Genomic DNA, 12,924 nt, shown 5'->3' with positions numbered 1-12,924 from the left:
AGTGCGTTCGGGTGGGGGGGTCTTCGGCTCGTATCGCTTCAGCACCGCGTCCAGCTGCGCCAGCTCGTTCGCGCGCAGGATGGGCGTCCGTGCGTAGGTCGCCCGCGCCGCCGTGGCCAGCTTCTGCACCCGCTCCGGCTGCTGCCCCGTGTTCCACAGCGCCCGCGCCAGCGCGGATTGCACCAGCGCCAGGTACTCGGGGCGCCCCTTGTGTTTCTCGACGATCCGCAGCGCCCGCTCCAACTGTGGAAGGGCCTCGACCGCCCTGCCCAGCTTGCGCAGCGCCTCGCCCTTTCCCGCCAGCAGCAGCGCCCACACCGGTGACTCCAGGTCCGTCGTCTTCTCGAACAGCACCCGCACCTGCTCGAACAGCGCGAGCGCCCGCGCCGGCTGCCCCATCTCCAACAGGCTGTTGGCGACCTCCATCCGGATGAGCGACGTGTTGAAGTGATCGGCTCCCAGGAACCGCTCGCGCAGCTCCAACACCTGCTGGTGCAGCTTCAGGGCCTTGTCATGCTGGCCCCGCACCGTGCTCAGCGCCGCCAGCCCGTTCAGCGCCTGCGTGTAGATGTGCTCCTGCTGCTGTGGGTCCTTCTTCGTCAGCTCCAGCACCTGCTGGAACGTCTGCTGCGCCTGTCCCAACTGCTCCAGCGCCATCTGCGCCTCGGCCACCCGCACCAGGGATTGCAGTGCGTCCGTGCTCTCCGGACCCGTGAGCGTCCCGTACAGGCTCGCCGCTTCCTGGTAGTGCTCGAGCGCCTCGGCGTCCCGGCCCTGCTCGCTGTCGAGCTCGCCCGCCGACAGGTGGTAGTGCGCCCACTCCTCCGAGTTGGGCCGGAACGCCCGCTTCACGATCTCCCGCACCCGGTCGAGGATGCGGCGCGCGTCCGCCAGCCGCCCCTGCATCACGTACGTGCTCGACAGGTTCATCATCGGCTGCACGAGGAACGGGTGCAGGGGACCCAGGTTCCGCTCCCCCACGGACACGAGCGTCTCCAGGGCCCGCAGCGACTCGTCCATGCGGTCCAGGTTGCCCAGCGCCGCCAGCGAGTTGGTGGCGTAGCGCAGCGTCGTCGAGTGCGCCGGGCCCAGCGTCTGCTCCGCCAGCGCGAAGGCCTTGTCGAAGGACTCGTACGCCTCGGCGAAGTTGCCCTTCTGGTAGAAGGCCATGCCCCGGTTGTTGTGGTAGATGGCCCGCAGCTCCCCGTTCTCCCCCAACCTGTCCAGCGAGGCCAGCGCGAAGGCCTGCCAGCGGCTGTTCTCCTCCTCCGGGCCCCGCTGGGCGTAGTAGCCCATCAGCCGCACCGCCGCGGCGGCGGCGATGACGTCGTGCCGGGAGGCGTGCGCCAGCCACAGCGACTCGGTGAGCAGCGGGGGCACGCCCTGGTTCTCCCCGGAGATGATCTGCACCCACGCCTGCGTGAAGAGCGCCTCGGCGTGCACGGGCGAGTAGCCCAGCGTGGGCGCCTTCTTCGCCACCTCCGTGGCCAGCTCCAGCGACTCCTGGAACTTGCCGGCGGTGGTGAGCGCCTTGACGCGGGCCAGTTGCGCGCGGACCGTCTCCACCGCGGCGCGGGTGTGGGTGTCCTCCGGCGGCTTCACCTCGGACATGAGCGCCTCCACGTCCGCGCAGCCCCACAGGCGCCGCAGCGAGCTGGTGGCGAAGATGGCCTTCTCCACCACCGTCTCGTCCGCGGCGGTGAAGACCTCGGTGAGCGCGGCCAGCTCCTGCCGGCGGCCCTCCAGGCAGGCCATGCGCAGGGACATGACGGCCTCGGATTGCTCGCCCCGGATGCGGGTGGCCACGCACGTGTCCTGGTGCATCTCCTGCCACTCGCGGGTGTACAGGTCGAGCGCCTCGCGCACGCGCACCCACGTGTCGCGCGCGTAGTCCCGGCCCGTGGCGAAGAAGGCCTTCTCGATGGCCGCCTTGCGCGGCGCGTCCCAGATGCCCACCAGCTTCGCCGCGCCTCCGGTGCACAGCTGCGCCTGGCGCTGGTGCCACGTGGTCCACGCCAGCGCCGCCGAGCCCGTCACCAGCAGGCCCAGGGCCGCGATGGCCAGCGCGCGGCGGCGCACCCGGGCCGGGTCCCTCTCCAGGACGGCCAGCAGCGCGTCCAGCGACGGGTAACGCGCCTCCGGGGCCGTGTTGAGCGCGCGCAGCAGGGCGCGGTTCACCCAGGGCGGCACCTTGGAGTAGGCCGGCGGCGGGTTGATGCGTCCGGCCAGCACGTTCTCCCGGCGCTCGCTCGGGGACGTGCCCTCGAAGGGGCGCACGCCGTAGAGCGCTTCCCACAGCGACACGGCGAAGGAGAACTGGTCGCTCCGCGCATCCGCGGTGGCGCCCCGGAACTGCTCCGGCGCCATGTAGGCCGGCGTGCCCAGCACCGCGCCCCGCTGCGTCAGGTTCAGCTCCAGCAGGCTGTGCCCCTTCACGGGGCTGGTGTCCGGAGGGGCCTCGGACGCCTGCTCCGCGGGGGCGTTGTGCGGACGCGCCAGGCCGAAGTCCGTCACCCGGACGCGGCCGTCCTTGCCCACCAGCACGTTGGTGGGCTTGAAGTCGCGGTGCACCAGCCCGGCGGCGTGCGCGGCGGCCAGTCCCCGGCCCGCGGCGAGGTAGGCCGTGAGCAGCTCCCGCCACGTCCTCGGCTTCTCCCGCTCCCACTGCAACAGCGTCTGGCCCTCCACCAGCTCCATGGCCATGAAGACCTGGGAGTCGTGCTGGTGCACGTCGTAGATGGCCACCACGTTGGGATGCGACAGCCGGGCCATGGCCTGCGCCTCGCGCAGCAGCCGCGCCCGTCCCGAGGACATCTCGGGGCCTCCGTCGAGCTCTCCCGGCGGCAGCAGCTTCAGCGCCACCTTCCGGTCCAGCACCGAGTCGTACGCGGCGTACACCATCCCCATGCCGCCCTCGCCCAGGGGATCCAACACCACGTACCGGTCCAGGGGCGTCCCCCGGCCGAGCGTGGGGGCCTCGGCGGGCGCCCCATTGGCTCGAGCGCCAGCCGCGCGCCCTGGTGCGTCCCCCGTGCCGATGTTCACCGTGCGCCGATCGTCCGTCACGACCGTGCGCCGGGGCTCCTCGGGCACGAGCGTGCGGCGCTCGTCGTTCACGACGTCGTTCACGAGCGTGCGGCGCTCTTTGTCATCGAAGGACGTCATGAGGCCTCGCTACCACGCACCTACCACGCAGAATGGCATGCCCGTGTGGACGCGAGAATGGATCGTCTCACCGATTCTCCAATCAACGCACGGCGACGCTCCGCGGCGGGCCGGATGGAGGGCAGCCGGGCTCAAGTCGCTCGGGCGAGCCGCTCCAGCGCCTCGCCCGTGACGCGGAAGACGGTCCAGTCGCTCATCGGTACCGCGCCGAAGGATTTGTAGAACTCGATGGAGGGGGTGTTCCAGTCCAGCACGGACCACTCGAAGCGGCCGCAGCCCCGCTCCACGGCGAGCTTCGCCAGGTGCGACAACAGGCGCTTGCCGTGCCCCCGGCCGCGCTGCTCGGGCAGGACGAAGAGGTCCTCCAGGTAGATGCCCGGCTTGGAGAGGAAGGTGGAGTAGTTGTGGAAGAAGAGGGCGAAGCCCACCACCTGTCCGCCGTCCTCGGCCAGGACGACCTCGGCATGGCGCCGCTCGCCGAAGAGGTGCTGGCGCAGGTCCTCCTCGCGCAGGACGACCTCGTGGGAGAGCTTCTCGTACTCGGCCAGGGCCCGGATCAGCCGGGCGATGGAGGGGATGTCCTCGGGGGTCGCTGAACGAATCATGTGGGGGGGATGGTAGCGCCCCGGGCACACGGCCGGGGCCGCTTCGTAGTAGCGTCCGGCCCGCATCCGCACACCGGGTACGGGAGGGGCAGCACCATGCGCAGGTTCGAGTTCGTGGAAGGCACCAGCGCCAAGTTCTGGATGGCCGAGGTCCAGGGCAGCACCTTCATCGTGGTGTTCGGCCGGTTGGGCACCGACGGACAGCGCAAGGAGAAGGAGTTCGACGATGAGGCGGGCGCCCGGCGCGAGTACGAGCGCAAGGTGGCCGAGAAGCTGCGCGAGGGCTACCAGGAGGTGTCCGCGGAAGCCGCTCCGGCACCCAAGGGCGCCAAGGGCGCGGCCGCCGCCACTCCGAAGCTCGTGCTGCCGCCCCGGGTGCGCGGGGGCAAGCCGACCGCGGAGCAGGTGACGGCGGCCGCCGAGGCCCTCACCGCGCTCGATGCACGGGTGGGGGGACGCAGCTGGAAGGTGTCGCTCCAGGCCCGCGGGGCGCGGCGCGCGCTCCGGGCGCTGGGAGGCGTGGACCCGGCCAGCCACTCCGCCCTCGGCGCGGTGTTCACGTCACTGATGGGGAAGGTGGTGGCGCCCCGGGGCGAGCCGCGGCTGCCGCTGTGGGTGGCCCTGGAGCTGCTGGCCGAGCTGGACGCCGCGGCCTTCGTCCGGACGCTGGAGCAGTGGAAGCGGGCCCCCGCGGGGACGCCGGCCCAGGCCGCCATCGGGCTGCTGTCCCGCCAGGCCGAGGTGCTCGGCGAGCCCGAGCTGGCGCTGCGCCTGGGCTCGCTGCTGGGCGCGCGGCCCCGTGTCTCCGGCGACGGCTGGGAGAAGCGCTGGAGCGCGCTGCGCCCGCACGTGGAGGGACACCTGGTCTCGGGAGGCAGCTCCCTGCCGGCCCTGCTGCGCTCGCTGGAGGCGGGGGGCGATGCACGGCTCGCCGAGCGCCTGTCCCGGCTGAGCGGGTAGGGAGTGGTACCCTGGCGGGACCATGAACATGTCCCGCTGGTGTTGGTTGCCCGTGCTCGCGCTGTGCGCGGCCGGGTGTGCTTCGAGCAGGAGTGGTGCCCGTGCGTCCTCGGGCTCGGCCACGGAGCGGCGCGCGAACGAGCTGGAGGCGCGCAACACGGAGCTCCGGGCCGAGCTGGAGCGCAAGAGGGCCGAGCTCCAGCAGTCCTACCAGGTGGTGGCGCAGGCGGAGGGTGCCGCCGGCCTCAACAACCTGGGCTGCGCCGGCGTGGCTCCGGCCAACGCGCAGGTGCCGGGGCTGCCCCAGTCGGGTGCCGTGCACGCCCGCTTCCAGTTGCGCGGCCAGCCCTACAGCATGACGGCCACCTTCTCCGCGCCTCGCAAGGCGGGGGCGTGGCGCGTGTCCCAGGGCACCTGCCGGGTGGTGGGGCCATGAGGGCGCTGTCCCTGGGCCTCCTGGTGGCGTGGGCCGTCGCGAGCACGGGCTGTGGCACGAGTGCCGCCACGCGGCTGCGCTCGGCGGAGCAGGACAACCGGCGCCTCACCGAGGAGCAGCAGCAGCTCGACCGCGCCCTCCAGTCCGTCTCGCGCTACACGGAGGGGCTGCGCTCGTCCGGCAAGGCGGGGCGCTCCTTCTCCATGTACTACACGCCCGCGGCCCTGGAGCAGATGGCCGCGCAGCTGCTGCCGATGCGGATGCCCGCCCGCACCTTCGATCAGAATCTGCTGGGCGAGGTCGTCATCGAGCGCGTCTCCGACGTGCGCTTCGGCCCGCTCAACACGCTCACCTGCCGGGCGGAGATGCGCGGCGACAACATCCGCTACAACGGCAGCGTCCCCAAGGCCTACCAGGCCGAGGTCCGCAAGTTCCAGTCGGGCGTGGCGGCCGGCGTGGTGGCGGACCTCGTGGTGGAGCTGTCCATGGGCGGCGACAACGCCCTGATGGCCCGGGCCCATGCCTCGCGCACGAAGCTCAAGGCGAACTCCAGCAGCCAGTCGGAGGGCATGCTGCGCAACGCCCTGAACGAGCGCGTGCTGCGCCTGCCCTTCACCTTCGACCTCACCCTCCCGGGCGGCGGCGCGCCGCGCGGGATGGTGCTCACCGCCAACCACCTGGTGGTGACGTACGCGCCGTAGCGCGGGGGCTCAGTTGCCGCCCGCGGCCGTGCCCTGGGCGGGCGCCGGTTCGGGAGCGGGAGCCGCCGCGGGAGCGGGGGCCGCCGCGTCCGCGACGCTCGTCGGCTCCTTGTCCATCTCCTCCACCGGGTAGCCCTGGGCCGCCTCGAGGTAGCGCGGCGGCTTCACCTTGCGGCGATCCTTCGCGCTGAGTCCCTCGGGCGAGAACAGCGCCGGCTCGCTTCCCTTGGCGGACTGGACGACGTGGCCATCACAGAAGAGCCACTCGGTGGTGCCGTCGATGAACTTGCGCGCGTAGTACAGGTCGGTGCTGCCCACCTCGGGGTTCTTGGCACACCACGTCTGGCGCGCCGCCTGCTCCCGCTGGGGTGCCTCCGCCTTCCACTTGCGCTGGGCCTCCTCCAGGGCGAGCACCTGGGCCCCCTCGGCCATCCGCGCCCGCGACTGCTCCACCAGCTCCGTGCCGCGCCTCGCGATGTCCGGGAAGGCCCCGCTCTTCGCGAAGCCGCACTTCTGCACCGCCTGGAGGTTGTTCTGGTGCACCTTCAGCACCTTCTCCAGCGAGCCCGACGCCTCCTTCAGCAGCTCCATGGAGCGGGCGTAGTCCACCGACTTCGGGTTCTTCACCTGCTCGGTCTCGGACAGGAAGCGCGTCATCAGACCGTTCACCGCGCTCAGCTCGTCCGTCAGCCAGCGGGTCTCCGCGTCACAGATGTTCGCCTTGGCTCCCGTGTAGTCGCGGTAGTCCGCGCGGGCCACTCCCAGGCTGTACCGCTGCACCGGCGCCACATTCTTCGCTCCACACGCGCCCAGCGCCAGGCTCATTCCTCCGACGATCCACAGCTTCCGGCTCACGAAATTCATGGCTCGCGACTCTAACGGACAGCGCCCATCCGGTCGAGGTGGTTGGCTCTCAAAGCAAAAGGGCGAATGGCGGTCAAATGACGGTAATCCAGGTTTTATCGTGGCGGGGGCGTCACACGGCGGGAAGGAGTGAGTGGCTGCCTGCCTGGTGTCCAGTCAGGAGGGCATGTCCGGCTTCTCCGTTAGCATCCGCGCCCCTCCGCCGGCCTTCCGCCGGCCTCCTTTCCAAGGGAGATGACTGAATGAATCACCTCATCGTGCGACTCGCCGCCCTGAGCCTGCTGTCGGCCTGTGCCCATACGGCGGCCCCCAGCGAGAAGCCCGCGCCCGCTGCTGCTTCCGCGCCCGCGGCGGCACCGGCGCCCACGCCCGAGGCCCGCGCGCTGGCGATGCAGGCGGATGCGCTGCTCACGAGCGGCAAGAGCACCGAGTCGCTTCCGCTCTACCGGCGGGCCTGGGAGCAGGGCATGCGCACCGAGGGCATGAGCTACAACGCCGCCTGTGCCGCGGCGCTCGCGGGTGAGAAGGCCGAGGCCCTCACGTGGCTCGAGCGCGCCGTGGACGCTGGCTTCGCCGCTCTCGGACACATGAAGCAGGACGAGGACCTGGCCTCCCTGCGCGAGGAGCCCGCCTTCGCCCGCATCGCCGAGAAGGCCGCCGCCAACGAGGCGAAGCTCATGGAGGCCCGGAATCCGCAGTTGCGCGACGAGCTGCTGCGCATGATGGAGGAGGACCAGGCCGCCCGGCACGCCGCGGGCGCGGCTCGGTTCAAGGACACGGCGGCCAACGAGCGGATGAAGGCCATCGACGTGAAGAACACCGCGCGGATGAAGGAGCTCGTCGCGCAGGTGGGCTGGCCCACGAAGACGCTGGTGGGCGAGCGGGGCGCGAAGGCGGCATGGCTGCTCGTGCAGCACGCGGACCTGGACGTGGCCTTCCAGCGCCAGTGCCTGCCGCTGCTGGAGAAGTCGGTGGCGGCGGGCGAGGGCTCGCCGAAGGACCTGGCCTACCTGACGGACCGCGTGCTGGTGGCCGAGGGCAAGCCGCAGCGCTACGGCACCCAGTTCCACACGGTGGAGGGCAAGCTGGTGCCCCGTCCCATCGAGGACGAGGCGAACGTGGACGCGCGCCGCGCGGCCGTGGGGCTGGGCACCCTGGCCGAGTACAACGCGCAGATGCAGCGCATGGCCTCGGGCGGCAAGTAATCTAGGCCAGACGCCGCCAGCGCATGGAGAGCAGGGTGAGCGTGAGGAGACCGCCCGCGCTCGCGATGGCGAGCAGGGGCCGGCGCAGTTCCGCTCCGAGCGCCTCCAGCACGCCGCGCGTGAGCTCCCGGCTCATGCGCCGCGGGGTTCCGCTGCTCGCCAGGGCCTCCCGCCAGGTGCGCACCTGCTCCGTCAGGGCTCCGCCCACGCCCCGGACGGTCGCGGCGGCGGTCAGCTCGGCGAGCGTCTCGAGGGAGGCCCCCTGCACCTCGCCCGACACCGCCGGGTTGGAAGCCAGCTCCTCGCGGAGGCCGGCGGCCAACCCACGCACCAGCTTCCGGCCCGCGTTCTCGAGCAGGTCTCCGAAGGGGTCCGGGTTCTCCCGGAGCTTCGCTTCGATGCCCTCGACGAATCCCCGCCCCGCCTTCGCGGCGAGCTCTCCTCCCACGGGAGCCACCGCCCGCAGATCCTCCGCGAGCGCGGGCAGTTCCTCGCGGAGCTGTTGCACCACCGTCTTCACCATGGTCTCGGTGATGGCCTGGGCCCGTTCCCTCGGGGTGCGAATCTCATCGGAGCGGAAGTGGGCGAAGTCCGTCACCCCGTCCAGGAGACGGTTGAGCCGCTCGATGAAGGAATGGAGGGGCAGGCCGCCGTCCTGCCACTCCCGCTCCAGCACCTCCAGCATTCCCTGGGTCGCGGAGGCCGCGATGGCGTGAGCGGCCACCCCTGGCTCCACCTGCTTGTGCTCGGCCGCCTCATGCGCCAGCCGCCCGAGGACCGTCAGCGTGTCCTGGAGGAGCGCGCGCAACTGCCCCTCGAGCTCTGGCATCTCCTGGCGCAGCCCGTCCGCCGTGCCACGCACGACACTGCTCGCGGCCTCGTGGGCCGCCAGACGCTCGAGTGACAAGGCCAGGTTGCGAAGCATCTCCACGGGGCCCGGGCGCCGCTCATTCGACATGCATCCACCTGTCCTTCCCGGCGCCGCTCTTCGCTCGCCTGGAGCACATCCCCACGAGGAGGATGCGAACGGATGCCCTCGCTGGCACGACCGGCCGTCCGCTCACCTGGTGGGCGTGCGTCTTGCCGGAGCGCCCGACTCCTCCGCTGGCCAGGGGCGGACACGCCGTCCCCGCTCAGTGCTGCTCTGCGGGTCGCCGCGGCGGCGGAGGCGGTGGTGCCGAGCCCCCCGTTCCCCAATCCGGGGGCGGCACCTCCGGCAGGGGCCAGCCGAGGAAGAGGGGCCACCCCCGGTACATGTTCGGGTCCAACCGAGGCGCCGTGGAAGGCGGATGCGTCTCCGGCGGATGCGGCTCCGGTGTGCTCGTGGCCTGGTGTCCTCGCGGGGTGGCATGCGAGGGGCTCACCTGGGGGGGCGTCCGCAGCAGGACATAGGCCAGGAGCGCGCACAGGAGACCCAGTGCCACGATGCTCCACGCGCGAGTCCTCTTGTTCATGGTGGCCCTCCGCCCCGTCAGAACTGCCCTCTCTGCAACACGTCGCTCTTGGAGACCGTGCCCAGCAGACGCCGTTCATGGTCCACGACGGGCAGGCACTCGAGCGCCGTCTTGCCGAAGCTCCTGGCCACCTCGGCCAGGGAGAGCTCCGGGGTGATGATGGGCACGCCCGTGTCCATGACGTCCGCGGCCACCGTGGCCTGCAGCAGCGCGTGGTTCGGAAGGTGTCCCTTGAGGTTGTCGAGGATGATGGTGCCGAGCAGCCGCCCGTGCTCGTCCGTGACGTAGAGGTCCGTTCCGGGGGGCTGCTCCAGCAACAGCACCACCACCTCCTGGAAGGGGGCGGAGGGGGGGATGCGTCGTTGCACGGGTTTGAGCAGGGCGCGGGTTCCCTCCTCCCTCAGCCATGGGGGGACGCTGGCGGGCATGCGCACGTTGCGGCGGTTGAGCACGGACGTGTAGAGCGACTCCGGCTCCAGTCTGCGGCTCACCGCCGCGGAGATCACCGCACACAGCATCAAGGGCAGCATCAAGTCATAGTCCGCCGTCATCTCGAAGATGAGGAGGACGGCGGACACGGACGCATGCGTCGTGCCCGCGAGCACGGCCACCATGCCCAGCAGCGCGTAGGCTCCACTGGGTGCCCCGCCAGGCCACACCATGCCCGCCACGTGCCCGAAGGCGCCTCCCAGCAGGGCTCCATAGAAGAGCGAGGGGGTGAAGAGGCCCCCGGGGACCCCCGCGCCCGCGCACATCGACGTGGCCAGCAGCTTGGCCAGCGGGAGGATGGCGAGCAGCAGCAGCGACATCTTCCCGAGCAGCGCCGCGTTCACCGCGTCATAGCCATTGCCGAGCAACTCGGGCAGCCAGATGGCGGCCAGCCCCACGAGGCTCATCGCCACCAGGGGTTGGAGCGCTTGGAACCGGCGGGGCACCTTGTCCAGCGTGTCCGACAGCAGGTTGATGGTGCGCACGTAGAGGGCGGAGGCGGCCCCCACCAGCACGCCCAGCAGTAGTGCGAGGAGCAGCTCCCGGGGGTGCGTCAGCACGTAGTGCGGGATGAGGTAGCTGGGGCGGTCCGCGACGAGCGTGCGCGACACGAGCGTCGCCACCACGCAGGAGACGACGATGGGGCCGAACAGCTCGAGCGCGAAGCTGCCCAGCAGCACCTCCAGGCCGAAGAGCGCGCCGCCGATGGGGACGTTGTAGGCGGAGGCGATGCCCGCCGCGGCCCCACACGCCACCAGCAGGCGGGCCTGTCCCGAGGGCAGCCGCAGCCAGCGGGCCAGGGCGGAACCGCTGGCCGCCCCCGTCTGCAGGAGCGCGCCCTCGCGGCCCAGGGGGGCTCCCAGGGCCACCGCGATGATGGAGATGAAGCCCCGGAAGAGTGCCCGCGGCAGGGACAGCTCGCCGGCCTTCACCCAGATGGATTCGATGATGCCCGCCGTCCCATGTCCCCGGAGGGGCTGCCCGACGAGCAGGGTCATCAGGGAGACGAGCCCTCCACCGAGCACGGGCACCAGGAAGCGGCGCCAGGGCGGCGAGGCGACGACGCCCGCGAGGAAGCCCTCCACCTCACTGCGCCAGAAGAGATGCTGGGTGACGCGCAGCACGCGGAGGAGGACTACCGCCCCCACGCCCGAGATGAGGCCCACGACGACGACGAGCACCCAGAAGCGTTTCTCCACACCCGCCAGGCCGCGGAGGAATCCGCCGAGGGGGGGGGCTGTGCGTTGCGAGGTCTCCATCCGTGTCGGCTCAGATCAGTCCTTCCCACCCCTGATCATGCTGGCGGAACGTACCGCGAATCCGTTCCACCAGGGCCTCGGGCAGCGGGCCCTTCTCCAAGGCATGCACGTTGCGCTGGAGGTTCTCCATCCGCGTGGTCCCCACGATGCAACTGGCCACACCGGGCACGAAGGCGGCGAAGCGCAGGGTCAGCTCGCTCCAGTCCATCCCGCTGGTATCCAGGCCCATGGCGCGCATGCGGTCCCAGTACGTCGCGACATCCGGAGCGGAGGGACGCTCGGCGTGACGCCAGGGCGCGTTCCCCAGGGGGCGCTTGGCGATGACGCCGATGCCCTTCTCCCGGGCCAGGGGCAGCGCCTGGTCCATCACCTTCTGGTCGAACACATTCACGGACGTCTGCACGGAGCCGAAGGCCCCCGAGTGCAGCGCCCAGCTCAGCGGCGCACTCTCTCCCGAGTACGCGGCCACGCGCACCTTGCCCTGCTGCACGGCGTGCCGGAGCGCGTCCACGACACCGGGGCGCTCCAGCACCTCCACGGGGCACGAGTGGAAGTGCACGATGTCGAGGAAATCCGTGCGCAGCCGGCGCAGGGCCAGCTCAATCCCCTGGGTGATGCAGGGCCCCGTCCAGTCCTCCACGCCGGGCACGCCGTAGCCGCACTTGGTGGAGAGCACGACGTCCTGCCGCCGCCCCCGCAGCGCGCGGCCGATGCGCTCCTCGGACTGCCCGTAGCTGGGGGCGCTGTCGAGGAGGTTGATGCCCGCGTCCAGCACGCCCTTCAGGAGGGCCTCGGCCTCGGACTCGGACAGCTCCGGGCTGCCCACCGGCCCCGCTCCAAAACCCAGCACGGAGACCTGTAGACCGGTGTTGCCCAGAGGACGGCGAATCATCATGTGCTCCCGCTTCCACGCGCGGCCAGGTCGATGAAGCCGCGAATCCAGATGAGGTTGATGGCGTGGCAGGCTTCTAGCGGAGTCCGGGTGGTCGTCTCCAGTGCCGTGGTGTAGGGCACGCCCAGGCGCATGAAATAATCGGTGACGCTGCCGTCGTGGTACTCGATGAGACCGTCCGGGTCGGTGCGGTTGTGCTCGTCCACCTTCTCGTCGCGCATCACCTGGGCGTGGGCCGAGGCGGCCTTCATGAAGGGCCGGTAGGCGTCCTTGTCCCCGAAGGTATAGGCGTAGGTGGCGGCGCCGGGCAGGTAGTTGTCCTGGTGGATGTCCAGCGCGGCGGCGGGAGCGGGGTAGCGCGCGATGTCCGAGCGCACCGCGCGCGTCTCCCTGGGTCCACCCTCGTAGAGGGCCCAGCGCAGGAAGGGCTCATCGCGGGTGAGCTCGCCCTTCCACTCGCCGGGGGCGACCTCGTAGCGCATGAAGTCGTTGTTGGGCTTCTCCCCGCTGCGGTTGTAGCGGGTGCCGTCCACGAAGCCCGAGGGATTGATGCACGGGTACACGCGCAGGCCCACGCCACGTTCGCGGGCGTAGGCGACGATGTCCGGGAAGTAGTGGCACAGCGTGAGCGGGCCGGCGGGCTCCTCGCCGTGGAAGCCCGAGGTGATGACCAGCCAACGGTCGCCGGGTGTCGTGAGCCGGAAGAGTGGGTACTCGACACCACCCTCGACGACACGGGCGTACTCGTTCACCTCGGCGAACTGGGCGTAGCCGCGGATGCGGCGGGCGTACTCGTCGTAGTTCTGGGGCACGCCCCCAGGTTATTCACAGGAGGGCCTGCCCCGAAGTGTCTTCGGGCCCGATTGTGCCCGGATGTGTGCATGGATGGATACC

The 12,924-nt window shown here is 71.2% G+C and carries 12 protein-coding genes; 4 read left to right on the top strand and 8 right to left on the bottom strand.

Translation table 11 applies throughout. From position 1 onward, the window contains the following. Both Q664_RS51805 and Q664_RS08885 read right to left on the bottom strand, forming a co-directional pair. Positions 1-3,165 (bottom strand): serine/threonine-protein kinase (locus tag Q664_RS51805; protein WP_052517868.1); only part of this gene is annotated, 3,165 nt, incomplete at its 3' end. A 131-nt stretch (positions 3,166-3,296) separates the two neighbouring features. Beyond that, positions 3,297-3,770: a GNAT family N-acetyltransferase gene (locus tag Q664_RS08885; protein WP_043392182.1), complete on the bottom strand. Its 474-nt coding sequence runs from the start codon at positions 3,768-3,770 to the stop codon at positions 3,297-3,299. Between the two features lie 96 nt (positions 3,771-3,866). Here Q664_RS08885 and Q664_RS08880 point away from each other — a divergent pair, with 96 nt between their 5' ends. From Q664_RS08880 to Q664_RS08870, 3 genes are read left to right on the top strand one after another with little or no spacing between them, the layout of a single operon-like run. Next, complete coding sequence (locus Q664_RS08880; RefSeq protein WP_043392159.1) at positions 3,867-4,730, top strand: WGR domain-containing protein; 864 nt, start codon at positions 3,867-3,869, stop codon at positions 4,728-4,730. A gap of 28 nt (positions 4,731-4,758) precedes the next feature. Continuing rightward, positions 4,759-5,166, top strand: a complete 408-nt coding sequence (locus Q664_RS08875) for a hypothetical protein (protein WP_152621996.1) — start codon at positions 4,759-4,761, stop codon at positions 5,164-5,166. Continuing rightward, positions 5,163-5,867: a hypothetical protein gene (locus tag Q664_RS08870; protein WP_043392154.1), complete on the top strand. Its 705-nt coding sequence runs from the start codon at positions 5,163-5,165 to the stop codon at positions 5,865-5,867. The genes Q664_RS08875 and Q664_RS08870 overlap by 4 nt, the downstream gene beginning before the upstream one ends. A 9-nt stretch (positions 5,868-5,876) precedes the next feature. On the opposite strand, the gene Q664_RS08865 is transcribed toward Q664_RS08870, so the two are convergent. After that, on the bottom strand, positions 5,877-6,731 hold the full coding sequence (locus tag Q664_RS08865; protein ID WP_052517867.1) for a hypothetical protein: 855 nt from the start codon (positions 6,729-6,731) through the stop codon (positions 5,877-5,879). Positions 6,732-6,973: 242 nt separating this feature from the next. Here Q664_RS08865 and Q664_RS08860 point away from each other — a divergent pair, with 242 nt between their 5' ends. Continuing rightward, on the top strand, positions 6,974-7,936 hold the full coding sequence (locus tag Q664_RS08860; protein ID WP_043392152.1) for a DUF6624 domain-containing protein: 963 nt from the start codon (positions 6,974-6,976) through the stop codon (positions 7,934-7,936). 1 nt (position 7,937) lies between these two features. Here the strand turns inward: Q664_RS08860 and Q664_RS08855 are convergent, their stop codons facing one another. From Q664_RS08855 to Q664_RS08840, 5 genes are all read right to left on the bottom strand, one after another. Then, positions 7,938-8,894, bottom strand: a complete 957-nt coding sequence (locus Q664_RS08855) for a hypothetical protein (RefSeq protein WP_043392148.1) — start codon at positions 8,892-8,894, stop codon at positions 7,938-7,940. Between the two features lie 175 nt (positions 8,895-9,069). Continuing rightward, a complete protein-coding gene (locus tag Q664_RS54655) occupies positions 9,070-9,390 on the bottom strand; it encodes a hypothetical protein (protein WP_075207389.1) in 321 nt (106 codons plus the stop codon). Positions 9,391-9,407: 17 nt separating this feature from the next. Beyond that, entirely contained in the window at positions 9,408-11,138 is a 1,731-nt protein-coding gene (locus Q664_RS08850; protein ID WP_052517866.1) for a chloride channel protein, read from the bottom strand. A gap of 10 nt (positions 11,139-11,148) precedes the next feature. Continuing rightward, positions 11,149-12,033 (bottom strand): aldo/keto reductase, encoded by an 885-nt coding sequence (locus Q664_RS08845; RefSeq protein ID WP_235216612.1) that lies wholly within the window; start codon positions 12,031-12,033, stop codon positions 11,149-11,151. Beyond that, positions 12,030-12,842 carry a M14 family metallopeptidase gene (locus tag Q664_RS08840; RefSeq protein WP_043392145.1) on the bottom strand — a complete coding sequence of 271 codons (813 nt, stop codon included), beginning with the start codon at positions 12,840-12,842 and terminating at the stop codon, positions 12,030-12,032. The genes Q664_RS08845 and Q664_RS08840 overlap by 4 nt, the downstream gene beginning before the upstream one ends. Positions 12,843-12,924: the final 82 nt, after the last annotated feature.

This window comes from Archangium violaceum Cb vi76 (assembly GCF_000733295.1).
In the GTDB taxonomy this organism is placed as follows: domain Bacteria; phylum Myxococcota; class Myxococcia; order Myxococcales; family Myxococcaceae; genus Archangium; species Archangium violaceum.
This window is presented reverse-complemented; position numbering and strand designations above follow the sequence as displayed.